At 73.9% G+C, this 26,892-nt stretch carries 30 protein-coding genes; 12 read left to right on the top strand and 18 right to left on the bottom strand.

All coding sequences use genetic code 11. The features are described 5' to 3' along the window. Positions 1-194 precede the first annotated feature (194 nt). Both LO763_RS17625 and xynC read left to right on the top strand, forming a co-directional pair. On the top strand, positions 195-1,178 hold the full coding sequence (locus LO763_RS17625; protein ID WP_439650302.1) for a LacI family DNA-binding transcriptional regulator: 984 nt from the start codon (positions 195-197) through the stop codon (positions 1,176-1,178). A 300-nt stretch (positions 1,179-1,478) separates the two neighbouring features. Then, positions 1,479-3,068, top strand: coding sequence for a glucuronoarabinoxylan endo-1,4-beta-xylanase XynC (xynC, locus tag LO763_RS17620; RefSeq protein WP_304608849.1), 1,590 nt, complete (start codon positions 1,479-1,481; stop codon positions 3,066-3,068). A 32-nt stretch (positions 3,069-3,100) separates the two neighbouring features. Here the strand turns inward: xynC and LO763_RS17610 are convergent, their stop codons facing one another. Continuing rightward, complete coding sequence (locus LO763_RS17610; RefSeq protein WP_230786710.1) at positions 3,101-3,484, bottom strand: MerR family transcriptional regulator; 384 nt, start codon at positions 3,482-3,484, stop codon at positions 3,101-3,103. A gap of 90 nt (positions 3,485-3,574) precedes the next feature. Between LO763_RS17610 and LO763_RS17605 the strand changes: the two genes are divergently transcribed. Together LO763_RS17605 and LO763_RS17600 are read left to right on the top strand one after the other, a co-directional pair. Then, positions 3,575-4,051 carry a hypothetical protein gene (locus LO763_RS17605; RefSeq protein WP_230786709.1) on the top strand — a complete coding sequence of 159 codons (477 nt, stop codon included), beginning with the start codon at positions 3,575-3,577 and terminating at the stop codon, positions 4,049-4,051. Between the two features lie 114 nt (positions 4,052-4,165). Beyond that, positions 4,166-4,465 (top strand): hypothetical protein, encoded by a 300-nt coding sequence (locus LO763_RS17600; protein ID WP_230786707.1) that lies wholly within the window; start codon positions 4,166-4,168, stop codon positions 4,463-4,465. A gap of 61 nt (positions 4,466-4,526) precedes the next feature. On the opposite strand, the gene LO763_RS17595 is transcribed toward LO763_RS17600, so the two are convergent. The 3 genes from LO763_RS17595 to LO763_RS17585 form a co-directional block, all read right to left on the bottom strand. After that, positions 4,527-5,480: an NAD(P)-dependent alcohol dehydrogenase gene (locus LO763_RS17595; protein WP_230786705.1), complete on the bottom strand. Its 954-nt coding sequence runs from the start codon at positions 5,478-5,480 to the stop codon at positions 4,527-4,529. A gap of 83 nt (positions 5,481-5,563) precedes the next feature. Then, positions 5,564-6,604 carry an NADP-dependent oxidoreductase gene (locus LO763_RS17590; RefSeq protein ID WP_230786704.1) on the bottom strand — a complete coding sequence of 347 codons (1,041 nt, stop codon included), beginning with the start codon at positions 6,602-6,604 and terminating at the stop codon, positions 5,564-5,566. Continuing rightward, positions 6,601-7,227: a TetR/AcrR family transcriptional regulator gene (locus LO763_RS17585; RefSeq protein WP_230786702.1), complete on the bottom strand. Its 627-nt coding sequence runs from the start codon at positions 7,225-7,227 to the stop codon at positions 6,601-6,603. The genes LO763_RS17590 and LO763_RS17585 overlap by 4 nt, the downstream gene beginning before the upstream one ends. Before the next feature lie 102 nt (positions 7,228-7,329). Between LO763_RS17585 and LO763_RS17580 the strand changes: the two genes are divergently transcribed. Further along, positions 7,330-8,208, top strand: coding sequence for a hypothetical protein (locus LO763_RS17580; protein ID WP_230786701.1), 879 nt, complete (start codon positions 7,330-7,332; stop codon positions 8,206-8,208). Between the two features lie 46 nt (positions 8,209-8,254). Here the strand turns inward: LO763_RS17580 and LO763_RS17575 are convergent, their stop codons facing one another. From LO763_RS17575 to LO763_RS17535, 9 genes are read right to left on the bottom strand one after another with little or no spacing between them, the layout of a single operon-like run. Further along, positions 8,255-8,944: a substrate-binding domain-containing protein gene (locus tag LO763_RS17575; RefSeq protein ID WP_230786699.1), complete on the bottom strand. Its 690-nt coding sequence runs from the start codon at positions 8,942-8,944 to the stop codon at positions 8,255-8,257. Then, a complete protein-coding gene (locus LO763_RS17570) occupies positions 8,941-9,600 on the bottom strand; it encodes an aspartate/glutamate racemase family protein (RefSeq protein WP_230786697.1) in 660 nt (219 codons plus the stop codon). Before LO763_RS17570 ends, LO763_RS17575 begins: the two co-directional genes overlap by 4 nt. After that, on the bottom strand, positions 9,597-10,385 hold the full coding sequence (locus LO763_RS17565; protein ID WP_230786696.1) for a hydroxypyruvate isomerase family protein: 789 nt from the start codon (positions 10,383-10,385) through the stop codon (positions 9,597-9,599). Before LO763_RS17565 ends, LO763_RS17570 begins: the two co-directional genes overlap by 4 nt. After that, positions 10,382-11,362 carry a phosphoglycerate dehydrogenase gene (locus LO763_RS17560; protein WP_230786694.1) on the bottom strand — a complete coding sequence of 327 codons (981 nt, stop codon included), beginning with the start codon at positions 11,360-11,362 and terminating at the stop codon, positions 10,382-10,384. Before LO763_RS17560 ends, LO763_RS17565 begins: the two co-directional genes overlap by 4 nt. Continuing rightward, the gene (locus LO763_RS17555; RefSeq protein WP_230786691.1) at positions 11,359-12,813 is read right to left on the bottom strand and encodes an aldehyde dehydrogenase family protein; all 1,455 of its coding nucleotides are present in this window, start codon (positions 12,811-12,813) and stop codon (positions 11,359-11,361) included. The genes LO763_RS17560 and LO763_RS17555 overlap by 4 nt, the downstream gene beginning before the upstream one ends. Beyond that, on the bottom strand, positions 12,810-14,537 hold the full coding sequence (locus LO763_RS17550) for a GH39 family glycosyl hydrolase (RefSeq protein WP_230786690.1): 1,728 nt from the start codon (positions 14,535-14,537) through the stop codon (positions 12,810-12,812). Before LO763_RS17550 ends, LO763_RS17555 begins: the two co-directional genes overlap by 4 nt. A 2-nt stretch (positions 14,538-14,539) precedes the next feature. Then, positions 14,540-15,436 carry a carbohydrate ABC transporter permease gene (locus tag LO763_RS17545; RefSeq protein ID WP_230786688.1) on the bottom strand — a complete coding sequence of 299 codons (897 nt, stop codon included), beginning with the start codon at positions 15,434-15,436 and terminating at the stop codon, positions 14,540-14,542. Further along, positions 15,433-16,347 (bottom strand): carbohydrate ABC transporter permease, encoded by a 915-nt coding sequence (locus LO763_RS17540; protein ID WP_230786686.1) that lies wholly within the window; start codon positions 16,345-16,347, stop codon positions 15,433-15,435. The genes LO763_RS17545 and LO763_RS17540 overlap by 4 nt, the downstream gene beginning before the upstream one ends. Then, complete coding sequence (locus tag LO763_RS17535) at positions 16,344-17,621, bottom strand: extracellular solute-binding protein (RefSeq protein ID WP_230786684.1); 1,278 nt, start codon at positions 17,619-17,621, stop codon at positions 16,344-16,346. The genes LO763_RS17540 and LO763_RS17535 overlap by 4 nt, the downstream gene beginning before the upstream one ends. A gap of 176 nt (positions 17,622-17,797) precedes the next feature. Here LO763_RS17535 and LO763_RS17530 point away from each other — a divergent pair, with 176 nt between their 5' ends. The 3 genes from LO763_RS17530 to LO763_RS17520 all read left to right on the top strand — a co-directional run bounded on the left by LO763_RS17530 (position 17,798) and on the right by LO763_RS17520 (position 20,590). Beyond that, on the top strand, positions 17,798-18,505 hold the full coding sequence (locus LO763_RS17530; RefSeq protein WP_230786683.1) for a GntR family transcriptional regulator: 708 nt from the start codon (positions 17,798-17,800) through the stop codon (positions 18,503-18,505). Between the two features lie 4 nt (positions 18,506-18,509). After that, positions 18,510-19,769, top strand: coding sequence for an FAD-binding protein (locus LO763_RS17525; protein WP_230786681.1), 1,260 nt, complete (start codon positions 18,510-18,512; stop codon positions 19,767-19,769). A 68-nt stretch (positions 19,770-19,837) separates the two neighbouring features. Then, on the top strand, positions 19,838-20,590 hold the full coding sequence (locus LO763_RS17520) for a GntR family transcriptional regulator (RefSeq protein WP_230786678.1): 753 nt from the start codon (positions 19,838-19,840) through the stop codon (positions 20,588-20,590). Here the strand turns inward: LO763_RS17520 and LO763_RS17515 are convergent. Then, entirely contained in the window at positions 20,587-20,826 is a 240-nt protein-coding gene (locus LO763_RS17515) for a helix-hairpin-helix domain-containing protein (RefSeq protein WP_230786676.1), read from the bottom strand. The two genes, LO763_RS17520 and LO763_RS17515, sit on opposite strands and share 4 nt — an antisense overlap. 88 nt (positions 20,827-20,914) lie before the next feature. Further along, positions 20,915-21,163, bottom strand: a complete 249-nt coding sequence (locus LO763_RS17510; RefSeq protein WP_230786673.1) for a GMC family oxidoreductase N-terminal domain-containing protein — start codon at positions 21,161-21,163, stop codon at positions 20,915-20,917. A gap of 302 nt (positions 21,164-21,465) precedes the next feature. On the opposite strand from LO763_RS17510, the gene LO763_RS29965 reads away from it, so the two are divergent. Then, positions 21,466-21,735 carry an MmcQ/YjbR family DNA-binding protein gene (locus LO763_RS29965; RefSeq protein ID WP_230786671.1) on the top strand — a complete coding sequence of 90 codons (270 nt, stop codon included), beginning with the start codon at positions 21,466-21,468 and terminating at the stop codon, positions 21,733-21,735. Positions 21,736-21,780: 45 nt separating this feature from the next. Here the strand turns inward: LO763_RS29965 and LO763_RS17500 are convergent, their stop codons facing one another. Continuing rightward, positions 21,781-22,347: a TetR family transcriptional regulator gene (locus LO763_RS17500; protein WP_230786669.1), complete on the bottom strand. Its 567-nt coding sequence runs from the start codon at positions 22,345-22,347 to the stop codon at positions 21,781-21,783. Positions 22,348-22,464: 117 nt separating this feature from the next. Here LO763_RS17500 and LO763_RS17495 point away from each other — a divergent pair, with 117 nt between their 5' ends. Continuing rightward, positions 22,465-23,370: an NAD-dependent epimerase/dehydratase family protein gene (locus LO763_RS17495; protein WP_230786668.1), complete on the top strand. Its 906-nt coding sequence runs from the start codon at positions 22,465-22,467 to the stop codon at positions 23,368-23,370. Positions 23,371-23,451: 81 nt separating this feature from the next. After that, positions 23,452-24,423, top strand: coding sequence for an aldo/keto reductase (locus LO763_RS17490; RefSeq protein ID WP_230786666.1), 972 nt, complete (start codon positions 23,452-23,454; stop codon positions 24,421-24,423). 142 nt (positions 24,424-24,565) lie between these two features. On the opposite strand, the gene LO763_RS17485 is transcribed toward LO763_RS17490, so the two are convergent. Further along, complete coding sequence (locus LO763_RS17485) at positions 24,566-25,126, bottom strand: TetR/AcrR family transcriptional regulator (RefSeq protein WP_230786665.1); 561 nt, start codon at positions 25,124-25,126, stop codon at positions 24,566-24,568. A gap of 74 nt (positions 25,127-25,200) precedes the next feature. Between LO763_RS17485 and LO763_RS17480 the strand changes: the two genes are divergently transcribed. Further along, positions 25,201-26,208 (top strand): alpha/beta hydrolase, encoded by a 1,008-nt coding sequence (locus LO763_RS17480; RefSeq protein ID WP_230786663.1) that lies wholly within the window; start codon positions 25,201-25,203, stop codon positions 26,206-26,208. Here the strand turns inward: LO763_RS17480 and LO763_RS17475 are convergent. Then, positions 26,203-26,799 (bottom strand): TetR/AcrR family transcriptional regulator, encoded by a 597-nt coding sequence (locus LO763_RS17475; RefSeq protein WP_230786661.1) that lies wholly within the window; start codon positions 26,797-26,799, stop codon positions 26,203-26,205. The two genes, LO763_RS17480 and LO763_RS17475, sit on opposite strands and share 6 nt — an antisense overlap. Positions 26,800-26,892: the final 93 nt, after the last annotated feature.

The following is a 26,892-nucleotide window of genomic DNA, read 5'->3' as shown; positions in this document are numbered from 1 at the left end:
GCAAGCGCCGGTACCTGGTCGAGACGGTCCCCGCCGGACCCGGGGCCGAGCGGGAGGCCGAGCGCGTGCGCGACCGGCTGCTCGGCGAGGCCGCGGCCCGGCGCCGGGCGCCCGCCCCGCGCCGCCCGGACGGCTCCACAGGAGACGGATCCCCGCCGTCCCCGCCTCCCGGCCGTGACGGCGGCCGGTTGACGATGGCCGCGATCGCGCGGCTCGCCGGGGTCTCGGCCCCCACGGTCTCGAAGGTGCTCAACGGGCGCGCGGGGGTCGCGCCCGAGACCCGGCGGCGGGTCCAGCGGCTCCTGCGCGACGAGGGCTACCAGCGCCCCGACAGGGTCGCCCGGGCCGCCTGCGTCGAGCTGGTCTTCTACGGCATGCAGGGGTACCCGGCCGTCGAGATCATGCGGGGCGCCAAGCGCGTCGCCGTCGAGCACGGCCTCTCGGTCGGCTTCACCGACGTGCAGGAGGAGGAGTCCGCGGGCCTCGGCTGGGCCGAGCACCTGCTGGCCGGCCGCCCCACCGGCGTGGTAATCGCCCACATGGGGTTCACGCCCGAGCAGCACGGCCTGCTCAGCGCGGGCGGGATGCCGATGGTGGTCCTGGACCCGGTCGGCGAGTCGCTGCACCCGGTCCCCTCGGTCGCCTCCGCCAACCGGCACGGCGGGGTCGCCGCGGCCCGGCACGTGCTGGAGCTGGGGCACCGGCGGATCGCGGTGGTCACCGGGCCGCTGGAGCGGATCAGCGCGGCGCAGCGGCTCGAAGGCGCCCGCGCCGCCGCGGCCGCCGCGGGGGCGCCGATCGGCGACGCCCTCGTCCGCAGCGGCGCGGACTTCTCCTTCGAGGACGGCCTCGAGTTCGGGCGGGAGCTCCTGCGCCTGCCCGACCCGCCGACCGCCGTGCTCTGCGGCAACGACCTCCAGGCCTTCGGCGTCTACGAGGCCGCCCGGCTGGCCGGGCTCCGCATCCCGGCGGACCTCTCGGTGGTCGGCTTCGACGACATCTCGCACGCCCGGTGGACGGGGCCGCCCCTGACCACCGTGCACCAGCCCTTCCGGGAGCTCGGCGCGACCGCCGCGGGCCTCGTCCTCGCCCTGGCCGAAGGCGAGGCGGTCGCCCAGTCCCGCATCGAGCTGATGACGACGCTGGTCGTCCGCGGCAGCACCGCCCCGCCCGCGTGACGCCGACCCGAAACCGCGCAGGGCGTATCCCACGGGATCGGTGCCGCGCCGACGCCGAGCCGACTGCCCCAGGATTTCGGCCCTGACACCACAAGCGATCGGTGTCGCGCCGACGCGGAGTCGACTCCACGAAACGGTCCTTGCCTTCGCCGATCGTTTCTGCGACACTGCTTGAATCGATCAATATCGATGCGATGGGGTGCCGCTCGTCCCAGCACCGAGCGGACGTGCCGGAAGGCCGCCGTGCCTCCCGGTCCGTGGTGCGCCTCCATCGGACCGGCTACACGACGAGGACGGACCATGACTTCGCAACGCAACGAACCCGAGGACCGATCGGCGCGGCTGCGCCGCCGGTCGCTGCTGACGCTGGGGGCCCTGCCGGTCCTCGCCGTCGCGACCCCCGCCGCCGCCCAGACCGCGGTGGTCGTCGACCCCGCCGCGGAACGCCAGACCATCCAGGGCTTCGGCGGCATGAACCACACCGCCTGGATCTCGGACCTGACCGCCGCCCAGCGCGACACGGCGTTCGGCAACGGCGCCGGGCAGCTCGGCTTCTCGATCCTGCGCATCCCCGTCCACGAGGACCGGAACGCCTGGAGCGGCGAGGTCGCCACCGCCCGGCGCGCGATCGAGCACGGTGCCAAGGTCATCGCCTCGCCGTGGAACCCGCCCGCCTCCATGACCGAGACCTTCTCGGGCGGCAGGCGCCTGCGCTACGACCAGTACGCCGCCTACGCGCAGCACCTGAACGACTTCAACGACTTCATGGCCGGCAACGGGGTCGACCTGTACGCGATCTCGGTGCAGAACGAGCCCGACTACGCGCACGACTGGACGGCGTGGACCGCCGCCGAGATCGTGCGGTTCCTCAAGGAGAACGCCGGCTCGATCGGCACCAGGGTCATCGCCCCGGAGTCCTTCCAGTACCGCAAGAACATGTCCGACCCGATCCTGAACGACGCGCAGGCGCTCGCGAACACGGACGTCCTGGGCGCCCACCTCTACGGCACGCAGCCCGCCGACTTCCCCTACCCGCTCTTCCAGCAGCGCGGCGCGGGCAAGGAGCTGTGGATGACCGAGGTCTACTACCCGAACAGCTCCGACTCGGGCGACCTGTGGCCCCAGGCCCTCGACGTCGGCGAGCACGTCCACCGGGCCCTGGTCGACGGCCAGTTCCAGGCCTACATCTGGTGGTACATCCGCCGCAGCTACGGCCCGATGCGCGAGGACGGCCAGATGAGCAAGCGCGGGGCGAACATGGCGCACTTCTCCAAGTTCGTCCGCCCCGGCGACAAGCGGATCGAGGCCACGAAGAACCCGCAGTCGAACCTGTACACCTCGGCGTTCAAATCCGGTTCCGAAGTGGTCATCGTGGCGGTCAACAAGGGCGCCTCGACCGTGCAGCAGCAGTTCACGATCAGGGACCACACCGCCTCCAGCGTGTCCCCCTGGCTGACCGACGCGAGCCGGAACCTCCAGGCCCAGAACGCGATCGGCGTCGCGAACGGCTCCTTCACCGCCTCCCTCCCCGCCCGCAGCATCACCACCTTCGTGACCGGCCAAGGCGGCGGTGACGACGGCGGCGGGGACGACGGCGGCACCGGCGCCTGCCAGGGCCGCGTCGAGGTGACCAACGAGTGGGGCTCGGGCTGGCAGGGCACCGTCACCCTCACCGCCGGAAGCCAGGCCGTCGACGGCTGGAACGTGGACTGGACCTGGCCCGGCGGGCAGCGGATCGAGAGCGCCTGGAACGCCGAGTGGTCGCAGTCCGGTTCCACGGTGACCGCCTCGGACGCGGGCTGGAACGCCCGCATCGAGGCGGGCCAGAGCCGCGAGGTCTTCGGCTTCGTCGCCTCCGGTTCGCCGGTGGAACTCGACTTCGGCTGCTAGCGCTCCTCGCCTGGGATCCGTTGCGGCGGATCTCAGGCGCGGGCCCCTCCCGGCCGCCCGGCCCCGTCCGGCCGGAGGGGGCAGCCGGTCCCGGCGCGCTCGGCCAGCTCCGACCGCAGCGCGGCGAGCTCGGCCATCTTCGCGTCCACGATCGCGATCTTCTCGGCGAACAGCGCCGACAGCGCCTCGGCCGAGTCGGGCGCCTCGCGCAGCGCCCTGCCGTGCCCGGCGATCTCGGCCAGCGTGAACCCGAGCCGCTGCGCGGTCCGCACATAGGCGAGCCACGCCGGCGCCTCCGGCGGGAAGTCCCGGTAGCCGTTGGGGGAGCGGTGTGATTCGACCAACCCCACCTTCTCGTAGAACCTGATGGCGTCCCTGCTCAGACCCGACCGCTCCGACAGCTCTCCGATGCGCACGGCCCCTCCCCGCATTCCTCGACTTGACCCTGGAGCGCACTCCACTGTTTACGGTAGGCCGTCCCGCCACCCGCACGAACGGAGTCCCCCGTGATCGAGTCGCCGCCCCGCCCCCGCCCCGCCGCCGAGTCCGACAGCCCCGCCTACCTCCGGCTCGTGCGCTCGAGCGCCTGGTACGACCTCGCGGTCACGATCGGCTTCGCGACCCCGTGGACGTACGCGCTCCTCCACGGGGCCGCGAACGCCGCCAGCGGGGCGCTCGGCCTCAGCCCCCTCCACGAGGCGAACCCGACGCAGCTGCTGTACGCCAACCTCATGGGCTCGGTGGTCACCGTCTGGGCGCTGCTGCGGCTCGTCCGGCCGCAGCGGGTCCACGGCCTCTTCGACGGCGCGGCCCGGCTGCTGTTCTCGGCCTGGTTCGCCTACGCGCTCGCGCACGGCGGACCGGAGCTGCTGTGGGCGCTGCTCGCCCTGGAGGTCCCCTGGGGCGTCGCCCAGCTCGCGCCCTGGTGCAGCCGCCGCTTCCGCCGGAGCCGACGGACCCGTCCGATTGCCGTCCCCTTGTGAACCGCTTGTCTTCGATTGCGGCCCTTCTGATCCGCGCATAACCTCCGCAGAGGAAGCATCGAACCCGTGCTCGGTCCCTTATGGCGCGAGCGCGGCAGACGCAACGGAGGATTCATGACCACGAAGCAGCTCCTCGTCCGCACGGGCGTCGCGGCGGCGGCCGGCGCCATGGCCGCGCTCGGCCTCGCCTCGGCGGCATCGGCCTCCGAAACGGACGGCTGGTCCTGGCTCAGCACCGACACGGCCGCGACGGACCCCGACGGCTGGTCCTGGCTGAATACCGGCACGGCCTCGACCGACCCCGACACCTGGCTCGTCATCTGGTCCGCCGAGGCCTCGGCGAACCCCGACACCTGGGCCTACATCTGGTCCGCCGACGGCTCGACCGACCCCGACGGCTGGTCCTGGCTCTAGGCCGCCCCACCGGGCTCACCGGACCGGCGGCCCAGTGCCGGTCCGGTGGGCGTCCTCCGAGCTACGGCACGTGGACGACGATCTTCCCCAAGTGGTCCTCGGCGGCCAGCCGCGCGAAGGCCGCCGGGGCCTGCTCCAGCGAGTAGGCCCGGTCGAGCACGGGCGCGACCGCGCCGTCGACCACCAGCGCCGCGACCGCCTCCAGGTCGGCGCGCGACTGCGGCACCACCAGCACCTTGACGCGCTTGCCGGAGCCGCCGGCCGACCACCCCGCGGCGGCCGTCGCCAGCAGCATCCGCGTGCGCCCCCCGACCATGAGGTACGACCCGCCCGCGCGCAGCGCCCGGTGCACCCGGTACGGCGAGCGGTGCGCCACGAGGTCCACGATCCGGTCGTAGCGGTCGCGGTGGTCCGCCCAGTCCTCGGACGCGAAGTCGACCACGTCGTCGGCGCCCGCGCCCCGCAGGTGGTCCGCCTTGTCGGCGCGGTCGACGGCCGTCACCGCGGCGCCGAGGTGCTTGGCGAGCGCGACGACGAGCGACCCGCCCGCGCCTCCCGCGCCGTTGACCAGCACCCGGTCGCCGGGGCGCACGCCCCGCGTCGCCCGGTAGGCGATGCACCCCGCCTGCGGGATCGCGGCGGCCTCCGCGAAGGACAGCGACGGCGGCTTGCGGGCCAGCAGCCGCGGCGGGGTCGCGACGTACTCCGCGAGCCCGCCCCGGTACCCGGCCAGCTCCCCGAACACCTCGTCGCCCTCGGCGTACTCGGTGACCGACCGCCCCGCCGCCGCGACGACCCCGGCGACGTCCGAGCCGGGCACGGGGTTGCGCGGGCGCCGCAGCCCGTTCAGGCGCGCGTAGAAGGGGCTCCCCGCGAGGTTCTCGCGGTCCGAGCCGTTGAGGGAGGCGGCGCGGACCTCGATCAGGACCTCGTCGTCCGCCGGGACCGGTCTGGGGACGTCGTCGACCCCGATGACCTCGGCGGTTCCGTACCGGTCCTGGATCACGGCTCTCATGGGGGGACTCCACTCTCGAAGCTGCCGGAAGCCTCCAGATTAGACCGAAAGCGGCGGGGGCGGGGTCCTCCGGGGGCCGCTTCTCAAGCGGCGCCGACCGCCTCGGGGTCGGCGACGCGCAGCAGCTGCTTGCCGAGGTTGCCGCCCTCGAACAGGCCCCGCAGCACCGCGGGCGCCCGCTCCAGCCCCTCGCGGACGTCCTCGGCGTAGACCAGCCGACCGCTGCCGACCCACTCGCCGAGCCGCCCGAACGCCTCGGGGAAGCGCTCCAGGTAGTCGAGGAAGACGAAGCCCTCCATGCGGGCCCGCCTGATCCCCAGCCGGAGGTAGTTCCGCGGCCCGGGCGGCGGCTCGCCGCCGTCGTAGCCCGAGGAGATCCCGCCGACCACCACGACCCGGGCGCGCAGCGCCAGGTTCGCCAGCGCCGCGTCGAGGACGGCCCCGCCGACGCCGTCGAAGACCACGTCGAGGCCCCCGGGCGCGAGCTCCCGCAGGCGCGCCTCCAGGTCCTCGGAGCGGTAGTCGACGCAGGCGTCGAACCCGGCGGTCCCGACGGCCCACTCGCACTTCGCGGGCCCGCCCGCCGAGCCGATCACCTTGCACCCCAGCAGCTTGGCGATCTGGCCCGCGACGGAGCCGGTGGCCCCGGCCGCGCCCGTGACGAACACCGTCTCGCCCTCGCGCGGCCGTCCTATGTCGACCATGCCGAAGTAGGCGGTCAGCCCGGTCGAGCCGAAGACGCCGAGCATCGCCTTGGGGTCCACCCCGTCCGGCACGCGGTTGAGTCCGAAGAGGCCGTCCTCGGCGGCGATCGCGTAGTCCTGCCAGCCGACCATGCCCGCGACCCAGTCGCCCACCGCGAGTCCGGGATTGCGGGAGGCGACGACCCTGCCGACGCCGCTGCCGCGCATGACCTCGCCGAGGGGCACCGGGTCGAGGTAGTTGTCGCCCTCGTTGAGCCAGCCGCGCTGCGTCGGGTCGAACCCGAGCCACACCACCCGCACCAGGGCCTCGCCCGGCCCGGGCTCGGGCACGGGGCCGGTGCGCAGCTCGAAGCAGCCCTCGTCGACCGGGCCCCGCGGGCGCGCGGTCAGAATCCACTGCCGGTTGACCGGAACGGTCATGTCGTCTCCTTCGATGCGGAAGCGGCCCAGGTCTTCAGGAGCAGTTCGAACGCGTCGACCGCCGCCTCGCCGCCCACCCCGTCGGGGGCGATGAGCCGCTGGACGGTCAGGCCGTCCTCCAGCGCGTGGACGATCAGGCCGAGGAACGCGGGGTCGGCCGGGGGAGCGGCCCCGTGCCGCGACAGGGCCTCGGCGACGCCCTCGGCCAGGGCCCGGCGCGCCAGGTACTCCCGCCGGGCCAGCCGCGGGCGCGCCTCCGGGTGCCGCAGGGCGTACAGCAGCAGCTCGGCGCGCATCGCGTACCAGTGCTCGAGGTGCTCGGCGCGGCGGCGGTGGAAGCCGCGCAGGCGCTCCAGCACCTCGGCGAAGGACGAGGCGCCCTCGCCCAGCGCCGAGACCTCCTCGAGCTCGCGCTCGGTGCGCCGCTCCAGGAGTGCGAGCACCAGCTCGTGCTTGCCCTCGAAGTTGCCGTAGAACGCGCCGCGGCTGAACCCGGCCCGCTCGGCGATCTGCTCCACGGACGCGCCGCCCACGCCGCGCTCCACGAACAGCGCCTCCGCGGCCGCGAGCAGCCGCTCCCTGGTCTGCGTGCGGCTCTCCTCGCGGCTCAGCCGTCCCGCCACGGCCCCTCCATTCAGATACAGTCCTGTACTCGGATACAGAACCGTATCACGGCTCGGATCGACGCTCCGGCCGCTTGCGGCCCGGCCTTAACCTTGGACCGCATGGACGAGCAACAGCCGCATGACGAATGGTGGTCCGAGGGACCGGTGTTCTCGACGACCGACCGCGGGTCGAAGATCACGACGATCGCGCCCGGCGAGCGGATCGGGAGGTTCACGCCCGGACTCGCCGTCGGCGCGGTGCTGACCTGCGCCACGTGGACGGGCCTGGCGTTCGCGGGCCTCCCGCGGATCCTCGGCGGCGGTTACACCGCCCCCGCGATCGACGGACCGGCGCGGTCCTGGTGGTGGCTCGCGCTCTCCTTCCTGGGCGTCGTCGGCCTGATGGTCGCCACGCCGTGGTTCTACGGCGCGTCGAAGCGGCGCTTCGGGCAGCAGTCGATCGGCTTCGGCCTCTCCGTCGCCGTGGCGGCCGCGGGCTTTCTCGTCGCCGGGGTCGTCCACCTGCGGATGATCGCCGACTACGCCGCGTCCCTGCCGCCCGACACGCCCTCCTGGGAGCGCCCGGACGCCACGATCGCTCTGATGTTCACCGCCGTGGCCCTGGCGGCTTTCGTCGGCGTCCTGGCGTGGCTCCCGTTCGCCTTCTTCCGGGCCCGGCGCCGCCAGCGCCAGATCGTCCGGCTCCGCGAGACCGGCAGGCGCTTCACCGGCGAGGTCGACTCGCTCGACTTCAAGCGCGAGTGGATCGCGGGCCGCCCCCAGTTCGACGCGACGATCCGCTACGCCCTCGGCGGGGAGACCCGCACGTTCCGGGCCGCGATGGCCACCGACTCCGACCGCGTGCCGCTGCCCGGCTTCCCCGTCCGCATCATGGTCGGCGAGCGCGGCGCGACCCTGGTCGAACCCGACCTGGACCGCCCCGCCGCGTTCGACACCGACACCGACTACACGCAGCCCTCGGGCGGCGGGGGCGGCTGACCGCACGGCGAAGCGCCGGGTCCGCGGACCCGGCGCTTCCGGTCGTTCAGACCGCTTCGAGGCCCGCCGCGAGGTACCGACCCACGGCGTCCGGGGCGGCCAGGTGCTCCACGAGCCCTTGCGCCGCCTCGCGTTCCCGCGCCCGAGCGCCCACGCCTGCGGCGAACACCGTGTAGTGCTGCACCGCGTCCGGGAGCAGCCCGGCGAGCCGCGCCTCGGGCACGAACCGCAGCTCGCTCAGCTGCTGGACGGCCAGGTCCGCCCGCCCGTCGAGCAGCGCCTGCGCGGTGAACCCCTTCTCGACCACCGTCGCGCGCGCGTTCACCGCCGCCGCGATGCCGAGCTGCCCGAGCAGCGAAGCGAAGTACACGCCGCTCGCCCCCGTCCGCGAGTACGCGACCGAGCGCGCCCCGAGCAGCGCCGCCTTCAGCGAATCCACCGTGGAGAGGTCGGGGAGCGGGCCCGCCCCGGGCGCCGCCGCGATCCCCACGCCCACGCGGGCGATGTCGGTGAGCGACGGGCCTGCCAGCACACCGTCGCCCGCCAGTCCGTCCAACTGCGACCGCACGCCGATCATCACGTCCGGGAGGTCGCCTCCCGCGATGCGTTCCAGCAGCACGTTGGTGGGGTCGTAGACCGTCTCGACCGCGTGCCCGGTCGCCCGGGTGAAGCCGTCGACCACGCCCTCGTCCAGCGCGAGCCGGACCGCGAGCGTGCTGAAGAGCCGAATCGTCATGCGTTGAGCCTCTCTTTGAGCATGGCCGCCGCGGCCTGCGGGCCGGCGACGACCGGCAGTCCGAGCCGCCGCTCCAGTTCCCCGGCGGCGGGCGCGAGCGAGTACTGGGCGAGGACGACCGCGTCGGCCGCCCTGCCGGACACGGCGTCGAGCAGGGCCCGCGTGAGCGCCGCCGTGTCGCCCTCGCGGCTCGGCCCCAGCGCGGCGCCCGCGGTGACGGCGTCGACGCGCGTCGACGCCCCGGCCGCCGCGAGGGCCGACCGCAGCCGCTCCCCGGCGTCCTGCGCGGCCGTCGCGAAGGACCCGACCACGAGCACGCCGCCCCAGCCGGCGCCGGCGACCCGCGCGAACGCGGCCTCGTCCGGCGCCAGCACCGGGATGTCGAGCCGGGCCGCGGCCGCCACGCTCCCGTACATCGAACACGTGAGCAGCACCCCCGAGGCGCCGCCCGCACGGGCGAAGCCGATGAGCCGCGACATGCGCTCGGCCAGTTCGGGGGTGAGTCCCCCGGCCGCATCGGCGTCCGGCAGGAGCCGGTCGTCGAGCAGGTTCCACGGCTCGGCCTCGGGGAACGCGGCCGCCAGGCCCTCCACCGCGGGGGCGACGGCCGCGTCCGTCCCGTGGACCAGCGCGATGCGCGGTCGCTCACCGCTCATGCGGTCAGCTCCTCTCGCCAGGCGAGCCCCTCGCGGGTGCCCGCCAGCGGCTCGTACTCGCAGCCGATCCAGCCCTCGTAGCCGCTCGCCGCGATCGCGGCGAAGACCGCCCGGAAGTTCAGCTCCCCGGTGCCCGGCTCGTGCCGCGACGGCGGGTCGGCGATCTGCACGTGGAACGCCTCGGGGAGCCCCTCCTCGATGCGCCGCAGCAGGTCCCCTTCGTCGATCTGGGCGTGGTAGACGTCGAGCAGGACCCCGACGTTGCCCGCGTCGCAGGCCTCGGCCACGGCGCGCGCCTGCGCCTGCGTCTCGAGGACGAACCCCGGCGCGTCCCGCTTGTTCTGCGCCTCCAGCAGCAGCCGGACCCCCGTGGAGGCCGCCTGCTCGGACGCCCACGCGACGTTGGCGACGTACCGCGCGAACGCCCGGTCGCGGCTCACCCCCGGCGGGACCATGCCGCCCACGAGGTGCACGAAGTCGGCGCCGAGGCCGACCGCGTACTCCAGCGCCGTGAGGAACTCGCTCCTGAACCGCGGCACGAGGTCGGGGAAGCAGGTGACGCCCTGCTGCTCCGGCGTGCCCCGCTCGCCCATCGGCGTGTTGACGAGCACCTGGTGGAGCCCGTTGTCGTCGAGGCGCGCGCGAAGCTCCGACACCGGGTACGCGTACGGGGCCGGGTACTCCACGGCCGCGAACCCCGCCTCGGCGGCGGCCGCGAACCGGTCGAGGAAGTCGTGCTCGGTGAACAGCCACTTCAGGTTGGCGTCGAACCGCAGACCGCTCATGACCCCGCCTCCGACCGGTACTCCGGGTTCACCAGGTTGTCCGGCTCGGGGTTCCCCCCGAGCAGGTCGACCACCTGCCGCGCCGCCGCCAGGCTCGAGCGCGCCCGGGCCTGGTGCGTGGCGGCGCCGATGTGCGCCGTCACGTACACCCCGTCGAGCCCCCGCAAGGGACTGTCGGCGGGCAGCGGCTCCGCCTCCAGCACGTCGAGGGCCGCGCCGGAGAGGCGCCCGTCGCGGATCGCGGCGGCCAGCGCCGCCTCGTCCACGATGCCGCCCCGGGCGGTGTTGACGAGGAACGCCCCGGGCTTCATCGCGGCGATCCGCTCCGCATCGACGAGGCCGCGCGTGGTCTCGTCCAGGAACAGGTGCAGCGTCAGGAAGTCCGCCGAGGCGAGCACCGCGTCGAGCGGGGCCTCCTCGACGCCGTGCGCGGCCGCGAAGTCCCGGTCGAAGTACGGGTCGTACGCCTTCACGGCCATGCCCATCGCCCGGGCGACCACCGCGACGGCCTTGCCGATCGACCCGAGGCCCACGATGCCGAGCACCGATCCGCCGAGCTCGGTGCCGCTCGGCTGGTCCCACCGCCCGTCCCGGACCCCCGCGATGTTCTGCGGCAGCCGCCGGGCGCCGTTGACGAGCTGGCCGATCACCAGCTCCGCCACCGAGTTCCGGTTCACGCCCGGCGTGAACGTCACCGCGACCCCGCGGCGCGTCGCGGCCGCGACGTCGATGTTGTCGTAGCCGACCCCGCAGCGCCCGAACACCTTCAGGCGCGGCGCGGCCGCGATCACCTCGGCGTCGAACCGGTCGGTGCCCGCGACGATCGCGTCCACGTCGCCGACGACGTCGGCCAGCCGCTCGCCGCTCGCGCGCCGGTCGGCGGCGCGCCGGAACACCGTCTCGTGCCCGGCCCCGCGGAGCAGCCGGTCGACCTCGCCGCCCGGCTCGAGGTAGGCGGTGGTGACGAGCACCCTCATCGTTCCTCCCCTTCGGACGGCGCGGCCGCCTGCGTGTAGACCGCGACGGTGTACTCGCCGATGCCCTCGGTGCCGCCCTCGCGGCCGTACCCGGAGGCCTTGACGCCGCCGAACGGCGCCTCGGCCACCGCGAGCGCGGTGCCGTTGACGCCGATCATGCCCACGTCCAGGCGCGCGGCCGCCTCCCGGGCCGCGTCCTCGGGCCCGAAGACGTAGGCCGCGAGCCCCTGCTCCACGGCGTTCGCCCGGTCCACGGCCTCGTCCACGGACCGGTACGGCAGGACCGGCGCGATCGGACCGAAGGGCTCCTCGGTGAGGATGCGCGCGTCCTCGTGGACGTCCACGACCACCGTGGGCTCGTAGAACCAGCCCGGCAGGCCCTCGACGCGGCGCCCGCCGGTGAGCACCCGCGCGCCGCCCCGCCGCAGGTCGTCCATGAGGGACTCGACGGCCTCGAGCCGCCGCTCGTTCGCCAGCGGCCCGACGTCCACGCCGTCGCGGTCGCCCGGGCCCACGCGGAGCGCCGCGGCCGCCGCCGCGAACCGCTCGGCGAACGCCGCCGCCGACGCCTCGGGGACGAAGAACCGGGTGGGGGAGATGCACACCTGCCCGGCGTTGCGGAACTTCGCGCCGGCCAGCGCCTCCGCGGCGGCCTCGACGTCGGCGCCGGGCAGCACGATCACGGGCGCGTGCCCGCCGAGCTCCAGGCTCAGCGGCTGGAGGTGCTCGGCGGACAGCCGCACCAGTTCCCGGCCGACCGGGATCGACCCGGTCAGCGTGATCTTGCGGATCACGGGCGACCCGATGACCTGCCGGGCGATCGCGGGCGCGTCGCCGGTGACGAGGGCGATCGCGGACCCCGGCAGCCCCGCGTCCACGAGCGCGTCGACGATCGCGGCCGCGGCGCCGGGCGCCTCCTCGGCGGGCTTGACCAGGACGGCGCACCCGGCGGCGATCGCCGGGGCGATCTTCCGGGCCGGCAGCGAGGCGGGGAAGTTCCACGCCGAGAACGCGGCCACGGGCCCGACCGGGCGGCGCTCGACGGTGAACTCCCTGCCGCCCTCGGTCCAGGTCCGGCCGAGCTCCCGCACGGCCTCCTCGGCGTACCAGTCGAAGTAGCCCGCGGACTGCTCCACTTCGGACCTGGCCTCGCCGAGGGGCTTGCCCTGCTCGGCCGTGATCGTCCGCGCGATCGCCTCGGCGCGCGACCGCAGGTTCGCGGCCGCGGCGGCGAGCACGCGGGCGCGCTCCTCCCGGGAGGACCGGCGCCACGCCGCGAAGCCCCGGTCGACGGCGGCGAGCGCCTCGTCCACGTCATGCTCGCCCGCCCGCGCCACCGTGCCGATCGCCTCGCCGGTGGCGGGGTCGCGCAGCTCGTCGGCCGCGCCGTCCGCCGCCGGCCGCCAGCGGCCGTCGATGAAGAGCAGCGACGCTCCGGTGCCCGCGCTCATCGGGGCTCCAGGACCACGAGCGACACCGACGGCAGCGGCAGCCGCGTCTCGTACCGCAGCCTCCCGCCGGCGGCGTCGAGGACCCGCTGCTCGCCGACGGTCTCCAGGCCCTGCCGGGCGTGGATCTTCGCGAGCGTGTCCGCGTCGGGGTCCTGCGGGGACCCCAGCTCCCGCCACACCGTGTGCGAGTTGGAGTGCTCGGCGTCGATCCGGTACTCGGTCACGGCGTAGGAGGACGCCGCGAGGCCGGTGAAGTCGAGCGCCGTCCCGGTCGCCTCCGCGTCCTCGGCGTACTGGTCGTCGGTGTGCCGCCAGACCAGGGCCGCCACGGTCCCGTCCGCGGCGATCGAGGCGAGCGCGTCGACCTCCTCGGGCATCCCGTGCTCGCGCCCGGACAGGTCGTCGATCGGCCAGGCCGCGTCGGACTCGGCGGCGAGGCGCCGCTCGCCGAGCCTCGCGAAGAGCCGGTAGGCGTTCATGAACGGCTTCTCGATGCCGCCCTGGGTGATCCACGAGCGCGTGCCCTCGAAGTAGCGCTCGCCCTCGAAGTAGAACGACCAGGTCGTCGCCTGCTCGATGTTCCCCCGGTGGCTCGCGCTGAGGTCGAGGAGCTTCTTCATGAGCTTGGCCTGGAACACCGGGTAGTACTCGTTGTTCTGGAACGCGAAGTTCGGGTTGTCGTAGGCGCTGTGGTGGGCCGGGACGCCCGCGTCGCACTCGTCCACGATCGCCGGGAGCCCCGCGTACTCGGGGAACTCGCCCATCACGGCGAGCAGCCGGTCCACCTCGAACAGCATCTTCACCGCCGAGGGCGACTCCCGCACGGGCGCGGGCGCGCCCATCGGCCCGTAGGTGCGCCACGGCGTGAACGCCGAACCCTTGGTGTGGAACGAGACGTAGTCCAGCGGCGTCTCGGTCTCCTTGCAGTGCTTGAGGAACCCGCGCAGGAACTCGACGCCCCGGTCGCCGCCGGTGACGGACGGGCCGCCGATCCTCGCGTCCGGCAGCACGCCCCGGATCGCCTCGGCGGTCACGGTGTACAGGTCGTAGTACTGCTGCGGGGTCCCGCGCCAGTAGAAGATGTCGGGCTCGTTCCACAGCTCCCACACCCACGTCGACACCTCCTCGGCGCCGTACCGTTCGAGCACGTGGGCCGCCGTCGCGGCGCACAGCCCCGCCCACTTGCCGTAGTCCTTCGGCGGGAACGACCACAGGCCGTTCTCGTAGGCGCTGTAGACGGTGGGGCTCGGGATGGTGGTGAACACGTCGTAGGCCGTCTCCGGCACGAGGTCCTTCGGCGTGAACCCGAGCTCGACGAGCACGTGGTGGCCGCCGCCCACGATCGCGTCGTAGGCCTGGTCCAGGAGCGTGAAGTCGTAGAACGGGTTGCCGTCGGCGTCCTCGTGGTAGACGTTCCCGTTGCCCCAGTGCGGCTGCCCCCAGCCGCTGCCGGAGCAGAACATGTAGTGGGGCCGCACGTGGAACGACCCGGGAGAGAAGTCGCCGATCTCCTTCAGGAGCCGCCTGCCGTCCGGGCGGTACGTGTAGTTGAACTCGTCGTAGCCCACGCTGGCCCAGATCGGCGCCAGGTCCCCGAGCGCGTTCGCCGCGTCGATGCGCACCTCGGCGGCGCCCACGTGCGGGGCGCCCGGGTCGGACAGGGCCGCCCTCGGGTGCGCGTCGTTGTGCCCCGCGTGCTCGGTGGATCGCTTGCTGCTGGTCATGGTCAACCTTTCAGGCCGGTGTTGCTGATCCCGGCGACGATGAATCGCTGGGCGAACAGGAAAACGAGGAGCGGGGGAGCGATGGCGAGGATGGTCGAGGCCATCACCACGCCGTACTCGTTGTCGCCGTACGCCGACCGGAAGGTGATCAGCGCCAGCGGCAGGGTCTGCATCGACGGCGTGCTGGTGGCGATGAGCGGCCACAGGAAGTCGTTCCACGCCGCGAGGAACACCAGGATGCCGAGGGTCGCGAGCCCGGGCCGGATGAGCGGCAGCACGATGTACCGGTAGTTCTGCCAGGCGTTCGCGCCGTCGATCCTCGCGGCCTCGGTCAGCTCGACGGGCAGGTTCGCGATGAACTGCCGCAGCAGCACCACCCCGAACAGCGACACCACGTGCGGGATGATCAGGGCCCCGTAGGTGTTCAGCAGGCCGAGCGCCGCGAACTGCTGGAACAGCGGCACCAGGATCACCTCGGTGGGGATGAGCATCGCCAGGACGATGACGCTCAGGACGAGCGCGCTGCCGCGGAACGGGAGCCGCGCCAGGGCGTACGCCATCATCGAGCACACGACGAGCGCGAGCACGGTGGCGCACACGGCCACGACGGTGCTGTTGAAGAACGCCACGAAGACGTTCACGGCCCGCCCGTCGGGCTGGACGAGCTTGGTCCAGTTCTCGGCGGTGAGCTGCGACGGGACGAACCCGGCCCCCGAGGTCAGGCGCTCGGCGTTGAACGAGCCGATGAGCGTCCACACCAGCGGGAGGCTCCACCCGACCGCGACGACGGCCGCGATCGCGGTGGCGAGGTACTTGGCGCGCCGGGAGGCGGTCATGCGCGAACGGCGGCCTCGGGCGGCGGCGCCGGCCTGGGGCGCTGCGAGCGTTTCGGTGCTCATCGCGACTCCCTCCTTCGGGTGAGGGCGAGCTGGACGACGGTGACGACGAGGATGATGAAGGCCAGCGTCCACCCGATCGCGGAGGCGTAGCCGGTCTGGAAGTCGCGGAAGCCGGTCTCGTAGAGCATCTGGAGGACCACGCGCGTCGAGCCCGCGGGCCCGCCCTGGGTCACCAGGTACACCTGCTCGAAGACCTTGAACGAGTCGATGAGCCGCAGGAGCACCACCAGCATGAGGACCGGGGCGATCGCCGGGAGCGTGACGTACCGGAAGCGCTGCCAGACGTTCGCGCCGTCGATCCTCGCCGCCTCGTAGAGCTGCGCGGGGATGTCCTGGAGCGCGGCGAGCAGCACCAGGAGCGGGAAGCCGACGCGCCACCACAGGGTGATGAGGACGACCCCGCCCATGGCCTCGCCGGGCGTGGACAGCCACGCCTGCTCCGGCAGTCCGACCGCGGACAGGACCTGGTTCAGGTTGCCGCCCAGCGGGTTGAGCGCGGTCTGCCAGATGATGGCCACCGCCGCGCCGGTCAGCAGGTACGGCGAGATGAACGCGGCGCGGATGGCGCCGCGCCCGCCCAGCGGCTGGTTGAGCAGCATCGCCAGGAGCAGGCCGACGGCGACGAGGATCGGCACGTTGAGGACCGTGAACAGGGCCGTGTTCCCCAGCGCCGCGCGGAAGTCGGGGTCGGTCAGGAGGTGGGCGTAGTTGTCGGCGCCGACGAACCCGCCGGTGCCTTCGGCGATGTTGGTGTCGGTGAGGCTGGTCCAGAACCCGGAGACGACCGGGACGCCCCACAGGAACACCATGAGCGCCAGGAACGGGGCGGCGAACAGCATGCCGACGCGGGTGAGCCTTTTGCGGCGGGGCTTCGCGGCGCGGGTCGGCCCGGTGGCGGTGGCAGTGCTCATCGGCCCGCCCCCCGGATCGCGGCGGTGGCCTGCTCGGCGGCGTCGGTCATGAGGGTCTTCGCGTCCTCGTTGCGGTACACGATCGACTGGGTCGCGTTCGTGAGGTAGGTGTAGGCCTGGTTCCAGCGCGGGGCGTACGGGATGTAGCGCGCGCGGGGCTGCTCGTCGATGAACGTGTCCATCGCCGTGACCACGGGGTCGTCGCTGGCCGCGACCGCGTCGCCGACGCCCTTGAAGGAGGGCGCCTGCGAGCCGGCCCAGGTCAGGCTGCCCTCGCGCACGACCCATTCGATGAACTTGGCGGCCTCGGCGCGGACCCAGTCGTCGTTGCTGCGCTGCTTGGGGATGCAGTAGACGTGGGAGGAGGCGGCGACGGCCGGGGCGGCGTCGAAGAACGCCGGCACCGGCGCCACTCCGAAGTCCATGCCGCGCTCCTCGTTGGACCGGATGTGGCCCGCGAGCCCCCACGGGCCGATGAAGATCATGCCGACCTGCTCGTCCTCGAACTGCTGCCCCATCTGGACGCCGTCGAGCAGCTGGCTGGGGGCGATGCCGTCCTCGTGGACCCAGCGCCGCTCCATCTCGATCGCCTCGACGGCGGCGTCGGTGCCGAACAGGGCGCGGTCGCCGTCGAGGAGCTCGCCGCCGTTCTGCCAGTGCATGGTCAGCCAGGGCATCCACGCGGCGGGTTCGCGGATGAACCCCCACACGTCGATCTCCCGCAGCGCCCTGCCCGCTTCGACGAAGGCCGCCGCGTCCTGCGGCGGCGCGTCGGGGTCGAGCCCGGCGGCCTCGAAGAGCCGCCGGTTGTAGACCATGGCCTGCGGCCCGGTGCTCATGGTGACGCCGAGGCGCCGGCCGTCGACGACGCCGAGGTCCTGGGTGCCGGCGACGAAGTCGTCCTCGGTGAAGCCCATGTCGGCGAGGTCGATCTCGTGGAGGAACCGGCGCAGCGGCGGGACCTCGTTGTTGTGCAGGGCCATGATCGCCGGGGGGTTCCCGGCGATGGTGGAGGTGACGAGCTTGGTGAGGTAGTCGCCGCCGTAGGCGGGGGCCGACATGCGGATCTGCGCGCCCGTCGCCTGCTCGTTGTAGCGGTCGACGATCCCCTGCATCACGACGCCGTCGGGGCCCGTGTAGAAGGTGACGAACTCGAGGACGTTGCCGCCGCCCGCGGTGGTGTCGTCGAAGGGGGAGCTGCACGCGGTGAGGAGCGCGCCCGCGGTGGCCGCGGTGCCCGCTCCGAGGAGTCGTCTTCGTGTGATCTGGACCATTCGGCGCGCCTCCTTGCGCGACCCGGCGCGAGCGCCGGGCGGTGGTCATCGGGGGTTCGGGACGGCACCTTCGTGCCGACGCCGCCGACGCTATCCCAGTGATTGCAGATTGTCAACAATTAATAATCTGCAATAATCTGCTAGGCTCGGGGCCACCACCACTCCCGGGAGGACACGTGGACACCACACCGTTCGCCGTCGCCGCGAACCTCCCCGCCCTGGCCGCGCTCGTCGCCGACCGGGTGCGGGACATGATCGTGCACGGCGACCTCGCCCCCGGCGAGCGCGTCAAGGAGGCCGAGCTCGCCGCGGCCATGCAGGTCAGCCGCGGCCCCGTCCGCGAGGCCATCGCGCTCCTGAGCGCCGAGGGCCTCATCGAGACGCAGCGCTACCGCGGCGCCCGGGTCATCGAGATGTCCGCCCGCGACATCGACGAGGTCTACTCGCTGCGCCTCGCCGTCGAGCGCCTCGCCATGGCCCGCGCCGCCGAGCGCATGACCGCGGAGATCCAGGGCGCCATGGACGACGTCCTCGCGCGCATGCGCGACCTCCCGCCCGAGGCCGCCGTCGCCGACGTGGTCGCCCTCGACCTGGAGTTCCACGACCTCGTCTACGAGGCCGCCGACCACCGGCGCCTCGACCGCACCTGGGCCCCCATCCGCAGCCAGGTCTCGGTCTTCCTCAACGCCCGCACCGACAAGGACTACTTCCGGCGCACCAGCTGGGAGAAGCACCGCGCGCTGCGCGACGTCCTCGTCGAGGGCGGCCCCGCCGCGGCCGCCGAGGCCGTCGAGCGGCACATCGGGTGGGCGCTGCACCGCCTCGCCCCCTCCCACGTCAACGAGACCGACGCCGCGCCCGCGGCCCCCGAGAGGATGAGCTGACCCCATGCCGACCAACTGGGCGGGGAACGTCGTGTTCGCCGCCGACCGCATCGCCCGCCCCGCCACCGTCGCCGAGCTTCAGGAGACCGTGGCCGCCGCCGACCGCGTCCGCGCCTTCGGCACCGGCCACTCCTTCAACGACATCGCCGACACCACCGGCACCATGGTCAGCGTCGCGGGCCTGCCGGGCGACGTGCGCGTCGCCCCCGACCGCCGCACCGCCTCCGTCCCGGCGGGCGTCCCCTTCGCCCGCGTCGCCCGGGCCCTCCACGCCGAGGGCCTCGCGCTGTCCAACCTCGGCTCGCTGCCGCACATCTCGGTCGCCGGCGCCGTGGCGACCGGGACCCACGGATCGGGCGACCGCAACCGGGTCCTGTCGGCCCAGGTCTCGGCGATCGAGTACGTCCGCGCCGACGGCGCGCTCGCCACCGTCGGCCGCGGCGACGACGCCTTCGGCGGCTCGGTCGTGGCCCTGGGCGCCCTCGGCGTCGCGACCCGCCTCGAACTCGACGTCCGCGACGCCTTCGACATGCGCCAGGACCTCTTCCTCGACGCCGCCTGGGACCCCGTCCTCGACGCGTTCGACGCCGTCACCTCCGGCGCCTACAGCGCCAGCCTGTTCATCCAGGACTGGGCCTCGTCCGCGATCGACCAGATCCTGTGGAAGTCCGTCGTGGAGGACCCGGACGCGGTGCCGGCCCTGCCCCCCGGCGTGGACGCCGGGCGGTCCCTCGCCCGCGCCGTCTCGCCCGTCGCGGGCGCCTCCGACGACACCGTGACCACCCAGGGCGGCAGCATCGGCCCGTGGCTCGAGCGCCTGCCCCACTTCCGCCACGACGCCGAGCCGAGCAACGCCGGCGACGAGCTCCAGAGCGAGTACTTCATCGACCGCGCGCTCGCGCCCCGCGTCCTGGAGTCCCTGCGCCGCGAGGCCGCGGCGGTCAACCCGGCCCTGCTCGTCTCCGAGATCAGGACCATGGCCGCGGACGACCTGTGGCTCAGCGGCGCCTACCGCCGCGACACGGTCGGCGTCCACTTCACGTGGAAGCCCGACCCGGCCGCGGTCGCGCCCGCCCTGGCCGCCGTCGAGCGGGTCCTCGCCGACGCGGACGCCAGGCCCCACTGGGGCAAGCTCGTCGGACCCGCCTTCACCGACCGGCTGCCCCGCTTCCCGCGCGGGCGCGCGTTCCGCGAGCTGGCCGAGTACGCCGACCCCGGCGGCAAGTTCCGCAACGCCTTCCTCGACCGCGTCCTCGGGGCCTGAGGCGCCACCGCCGCAGCGGCATACACTGAGACCCCGTCAGATCCAGGACGAGTCGAAAGAGGGCGAGCGTGGCGACGTCAGACTTCCTGAGCGGCCCGGCGATGCCGCCGGCCATGTCCACGCTCGTCGCCGACCGGCTCCGCGAGATGATCACGCGCGGCGTCCTCGCCCCGGGGGAGCGGCTCAAGGAGACCGAGCTGGCCGAGTCGATGGCGGTGAGCCGGGGCCCGGTGCGCGAGGCCATCTCGATCCTCGAGCGCGACGGGCTCATCGAACTCCAGCGCCACCGCGGCGCGCGCGTCATCACCCTGACCTACGACGACATCGAAGAGGTCTACTCGCTGCGCCTCGCCATCGAGCGCCTGGCCATGGAGCGGTGCGCCGCGCGCGTCACCGGAGCGGTCCTGGAGGCCATGGACGACGTCATCGCGCGCATGAAGGCGCTGACCGGCCCGGACGGGGGCGGCGACCGCGCCGCCCCCGACCACGTCGCCCTGGACCTGGAGTTCCACGACCTCGTCTACGAGGCCGCCGACCACGCGCGGCTGCGGCGGACCTGGGCGCTGCTGCGCAGCCAGGTCTCGATGTTCCTCAACGCCCGCACCGACCGCGAGGACTTCCGGTCCTCGGCCTGGAGCGAGCACGCCGAGCTGCGCGACGTGCTGGCGCAGGGCGACCCGGCCGCGGCGGCCGCGGCGATCGAGAAGCACATCGGATGGACGCTGCGCCGGATCCGCCAGATGCGCGGCACCGACGCCGAACGCGCGGCGGCCGCGGGCCCCCTCTCGGGCCCGGGCCCCGAAGGGAAGACGGGACTCTAGCTCCGGAGCGCCCCGCCCCGCCGCTCCAGCGCCTCGGTGAGGATGCGGACGGCCTTCGGGCCGACCCCGTGCAGCGCGAGCAGTTCCTGCTCCGACCACGCCGCGACCTGGTCGAGCGTGGTCACGCCCTCCTGTCGCAGCGCCTGCGTCGCGGGCCTGCCGATCGCGGGCAGTCCGGCCCCGCCCCGGCGGCTCTCGATCACCGCTCGCAGCAGCTGCGCCCTGGTCGCCGTCATGTCGCCGTCCCCTCTCGAAGCCACGGGCGCCGGTGGAGCACCGGCGCCCGTGCAGAGCCTAGGCCCGGCGTACGACACCGGGCGCGCTTCAGGCCGCGCGCGAGGCGGCGAAGCGGTGGCGGTGGTGCTTGAACGTCGCCCTGGCCATGCAGGCGCCGCACTCGTGCTCGCCCTCGAAGTCGGGCTCGACCCGCCACCCCTCGGCCTCGGCGGCCGCGCACAGCAGGTCCCAGCTGTAGAAGGAGTCGTCGTGGCAGTGGAAGGCGCCGCCGCAGCCGTCGCACCGCAGTTCGTACTCGATGCCCCCGTTGAGGCACCTGAAGGCTTCTCCGCTCATGATGTCGCTCCCATCCACGGTGAACCGGGCGCCTGGGGCCGCCGGTCCTCGGGTCGAGGTCGTTTTGTGGGCGCACCGAGTGCCCCGAACCGCACGGGCCAAACCCGCCGCAGGTCCCGGCGCCGGGGACCCGGGCACCGGCGACGAACGCCCCATGTCGGTGCCTCCCGGTAGCGTGGGCGGCGACCGGAGGGAGCGCGCATGGACGGCGTGGCATTGCTGGCGGTGGCGGCCGAGGCCGCCGAGGAGCTGCCGGGGCGGAGCTCGACCACCCCTTCGGCCCCGACACCGACGTCTACCGCGTGGGCGGCAAGATCTTCATGTTCCTGGGCGAGGTCAAGGGCGTCCCCGCGGCCACGATGAAGGCCGACCCGACCGAGGCGATCGCCCTGCGCGAGCAGTACGCGGCGATCACCCCCGGGTACCACGTGAACAAGCGCCTCTGGATCTCGGTCGCCGCGGGCGAGGGGATCACCCGGGAGCTGGTCGCCGACCTGGTGCGCGATGCCCACGGCATCGTACGCGACTCGCTGCCGCGCCGCGTGCGCCTCGCGTTGGACGGTTCCGCCTGACCACTCGCGGGAACGCGGCTCGGTGCGGTGCGTCGGCGCCGACCCTCACTCGCGGGCGGCCACGGCCCTGAACGCCTCGAGCGCCTCGCGCATGACCTCGCGCAGGTGCCGCTCCTCCGCCTCGGCCGCCCACCGGACCAGGGCGACCTTGAAGACCGCGGTCCCCGCCTCGGCGGCGAGGCTCGCGGCCGGCTCGCCGATCCCGCGCCCGCGCAGCCCCTCGGCGAGCACCGCGGTGAGCGTGGCGAGCTTGACGAGCTCGCGCTCCTGGAGCTCGGCGTTGGCGGCGACCACGGCCTGGCGCCGGCGCGAGAAGTCGCGGCGGTCCGCGAAGTAGTCCGCCGCGGCGTCGAGGACGGCGGCGACCACGTCCAGCGGCACGGCCGCGTCCGGGGCGTCCGCGATGGCCTCGGCGAAGAAGGCGCCCAACGGGTTCGCGTCAGGGAACAGCACTTCGCGCTTGTCGGCGAAGTGCCGGTAGAACGTCCGCTCGGTGAGGCCGGCGCGCCCGGCGATCTCGGCCACGGTGGTCTGCTCGAAGCCGCGCTCGGCGAACAGCTCCATCGCGGCCGCCTCCAGGCGTCCGCGCGCGTTCGGCTCCCATCGGCTCATGCCCCCGATCCTACCGATGACAGTCCCTGACGTCACGTGCTACGGTTGATGTCAGAAGCTGACATCAATTTGCCCGTCCCGCCCCTGCGGGCCGGGTGGCCCACTGGGAGGTCTCTCATGCGCATCTTCGTCACCGGCGCGTCCGGCTGGATCGGCTCCGCCGTCGTGCCCGAACTCCTCGCCGCCGGACACCGCGTCGTCGGGCTCGCCCGCTCCGACGCGTCCGCCGCCGCCCTCGCCGCCGCCGGGGCCGAGGCCCGCCGCGGCACCGTCGACGACCTCGACGTCCTGCAGGGCGAGGCCGCCGCCGCGGACGCCGTGGTCCACCTCGCCTTCAAGCACGACATCGCCTTCGCGGGCGGGTTCGACGAGGCCGTCGCGGCCGACCGCCGCGCCGTCGAAGCCATGGGCGAGGCGCTGGCCGGCACCGACCGCTTCTTCGCCGTCGCCGCCGGCACGCCCGCCGCGAACGGCGGTCTGCCGACCGAACTGGACGGCCACGACGTCGACCCGGCGGCCTCGGGCCCGCACGGCCGCGCGCTCATCGCCGAGCACGTGCTCGGCCTCGCCGCGCGCGGCGTCCGCTCGCAGGTGCTGCGGCTCCCGATCGTGCACGGCGAGGGCGACCCCGGCTTCCTCGCCACCTTCGTCCAGATCGCCCGCGAGCGCGGCGTCTCCGCCTATGTGGGCGACGGCGCCACCCGCTGGAGCGCGGCCCACCGCGGCGACGTCGCGACCCTGGTCCGCCTCGCGATCGACAAGGCCCCGGCCGGCTCGACCCTCCACGCCGTCGCCGACGAGGGCGTCCCGTTCCGCGACATCGCCGCCGCCGTCGGCCGCGGCCTCGGCGTCCCGACCGTCTCGATCGCGTCAGAGGAGGCGCAGGCGCACTTCGGCTGGCTCGCCGGCTTCGCCGCCTTCGACCGGGCCGCCTCCAGCGCCCTGACCCGCGAGCTCCTCGGCTGGGAGCCGAAGCGCCCGGGCCTGCTCGAGGGCCTCGGGCGGGGCCACTACTTCCGTTGAGCGTTGCGGGCGCGGCCCCGCGTTCCGGCAAGGGTTTTCAGGACGGCGCTAGGATGAAGGCTCCCGTCAACAGGAGGACTCATGGAGTACACCCAGCTGGGCCGCGCCGGCGTCAAGGTCTCGCGAATCGTCCTCGGCACCATGAACTTCGGTCCTGAGACCGACGAGGACGACGCGCACCGCATCATGGACCGCGCCCTCGAGCTCGGGGTCAACTTCTTCGACACCGCGAACGTCTACGGCCGCACCCGCAAGGGCTGGACCGAGGAGATCATCGGCCGCTGGCTCGCCTCCCGGCCCGAGGCCCGCGACCGGGTCGTCCTCGCCACCAAGGCGTACGGCAACGTGGGGGAGGGGCCCAACGACCGCGGCCTGTCCGCCTACCACCTCAGGTCCCAGATCGAGGCGTCGCTGCGGCGCCTCCAGACCGACCGGATCGACCTCTACCAGTTCCACCACATCGACCGGACGGTCCCGTGGGAGGAGATCTGGCAGGCGGTCGACGTCATGGTCGCCCAGGGCAAGGTCGTCTACTCCGGCTCCTCGAACTTCCCCGGCTGGGGCATCGCGCAGGCCAACGAGCGCGCCGCGAAGCGCGGGAGCCTCGGCCTGGTGTCGGAGCAGTCGATCTACAGCCTGATCAACCGGAACATCGAGCTCGAGGTGATCCCGGCCGCGCAGCAGTACGGCCTCGGCGTCATCCCGTGGTCGCCGCTGGCGGGCGGGCTCCTCGGCGGCGTCCTCGGCGAGCGGCCCGCCACCGGCCGCCGCTCGGGCGAGCACTTCGCCGAGGGCGTCGAGAAGCACCGGGCGCAGCTGGAGCGGTACGAGGCCCTCGCCGCCGAGAAGGACGTCTCCCCGGCGATCCTGGGCCTGGCCTGGGTCCTGCACCAGCCCGGCGTCACGGGCCCCATCATCGGCCCGCGCACCATGTCCCAGCTCGAGGACGCCGTGGCCGCGCTGGACGTCGAGCTCGACGAGACCGACCTGAAGACCCTGGACGAGCTGTTCCCCGGCCCCGGCGGCGCGGCGCCCGAGGCCTACTCCTGGTGACCCGGCCCCGCTGAAGCGCCGCTGCTGAGGCGGCACCGTCAGGGCTCCCCGCGCGGACACCGCGCCGGGAGCCCTTTCGCCTTGCCCTGCAAGGAGTAGGACCGCCCGGGCGGAGCGGTGGGCACCGAGGCGCGGGAACCGGTCAGTCCAGCACCCGCCGCACCATCGCCACCAGGTCGTCCACGTCCTCCTCGGCCATCGGCTCGCCGGTCATGCCCATGCGGTGGAGCAGGGTGCCGACCACGACGTCCACGACGAACAGCACCCGCCGCCGCGGCCGGCCCAGGAGCTCCTGGAGCGTGAGGAGGTGGGGCTCCTGCAACCGCGTCGACAAAAGCTCGCGCAGCCCGGGGTCGTTGACCGCGTCGGTGAACACGCCCGCGAACGCGGCGCCGACCCCCGGTTCGGCGATCTTCGCCGCGACCCAGCGGATCAGCGCGGGCAGGGCCTCCCGCCCTTCGAAGTCCTCCATCGGCGGCGCGTCGAACGCGTCGATCAGGAACGCGGTGATCAACGCGCCCTTGGTGGGCCAGCGCCGGTAGATCGTGGTCTTGGCGATCCCCGCGGCGGCGGCGATGCGGTCGACCGTGGCGCGGGCGTAGCCGAGTTCGTCCATCGTGGCGCGCGTCGCGGCGAAGACCGCGGCGTCGACGCTGGAGCGGGGCCGGCCGGGCGAGCCGGAGGCGGTGCTGGTTCGGGCCATGGCGCCAGCATATCCAATTGTGCTACCTTCAGTATCGATACCTCAAGTAGCGAAATTGCGATCCAGGAGGACCCATGGCCACCACCCGCACCCGGCCGCCCCTCGGCATCCGGCTCGTCTTCGGCCTGCGGAAGGAGCCCGACTGGGAGTCGCTGCCCCTCCCGGAGCTGTACGCCCTCCGCGACGCGCAGAACCGCGCCGCCGCGGCCGGGAGGCTGCGGGCCGTCACCGGCTTCCCCGACCGCGGCGCCGACATCGCCGGAGACCGCCTGGCGCTGCCCGGACGCGACCTCCCCGTCAGGGTCTACCGGCCGCGCGCCGCCCCGCAGGGCCGCCTGCCGCTCGTCCTCCACGTCCACGGCGGCGGCTACCTCGGCACCGCCGCGCAGTGCGACTGGGTCAGCAGCCGCGTCGCCGCGAAGCTGCCCGCCGTGGTCGTCTCGGTCGACCACCGCCTCCTCACCCCCGACCTGCCGATGGCCGCGGCCGTCGACGACGGCTGGGACGCGCTGCGGCACCTCGTCCGGCACGCCGCCGAGTGGGGCGTCGACCCCGAGCGGGTCGCCGTCTTCGGCGAGAGCGCGGGCGGCCTCATCGCGGCCATGGCCGCGATCCGCGCCAGGGACGCCCGACTGCCGCTGCGCGCCCAGGTCCTCGTCAACCCCTGCACCGACCTGACCGCGACCGCCTTCGACTACGGGTCGATGGCCGAGCACGGCGACAGCCCGACCCTCAACATGCCGCGCCTGGAGCTGCTGCGCCGCTTCGCCGTGCCCGAGGGCGCCGACGCCCGCGCGGTCTCGCCGCTGCACGCGGGCGACCTCGGCGGCCTGGCCCCCGCGCTGGTCGTGGTCCCGGTCCTCGATCCCCTCGCCGACCACGGGCGGGCCTACGCCGAACGCCTCCGCGAGGCCGGGACCGCCGTGCGCCTCAGCGAGCACCCCGGCGCGGGCCACGCGTTCCTCAACATGTCGGGCCTGGTCCGCCAGGCGAAGGAGGCCCGCACCCGCATCACCGCGTTCCTCGCCGAGCGCCTGCGCGAGCGGGCCCGGCCGGATCGGGGAGCGCCCGGCCGCTCATGAGGGGGCCGCGGGCGCGACGACGGACCGGACGCTGTCGCGGAGCAGGGCCCGGCGCCGCCGGTGGGCTTCGGGCGGTTCCCGGTCGGAGGCGGCGTAGACGTTGCTGACCGGGGACCACGCCATGGACATGGCGATGACCATGGCCATCAGGTCGAACGGGTCCCCCTCCCGTACGAGGCCCCGGTCCTGGGCCTCGGCGATGGCGCGCAGCTTGGGGTCGTCGAGGCGGTCGGCGTCGTCGACGAGGTGGCCGGTCGGGCGCCGCTCCAGGCGCGTCCAGGTGGCGAGCCGGATGAGGTCGGGCCGGCGGAGGTACTCGTCGTAGAGCCGCACCGCCCAGTCGGCCAGGTCGGTCGCGTCGATCGGCACGACGTTCACGATGCGTTCCAGCGACTCGAGGAAGACGGCGTCGAACAGCCCTTCCTTGTCGCCGAAGTAGCCGTAGAGCTGCGCCTTGTTGCTGCGCGCGTCGGCCACGATCCGGTCGATGCGCGCCCCGGCGATGCCGTGTCGGGCGAACTCCTCGGTCGCCGCCTCCAGCAGGCGCCGCCTGGTGGCGGCGCCGCGCGGCGTCAAGGGCTTGTCGGGCATGGCGCCCACGATAGCAACCGACCGGTCTGTTTGTTATCCCGTCGGAATCCGGCTAGCCTCGAATAGACAGAACAGTCTGTTTATTTGAGGAGA

It is taken from the genome of Glycomyces amatae (assembly GCF_020991375.1).
GTDB classification, from domain to species: domain Bacteria; phylum Actinomycetota; class Actinomycetes; order Mycobacteriales; family Micromonosporaceae; genus Glycomyces; species Glycomyces amatae.
This window is presented reverse-complemented; position numbering and strand designations above follow the sequence as displayed.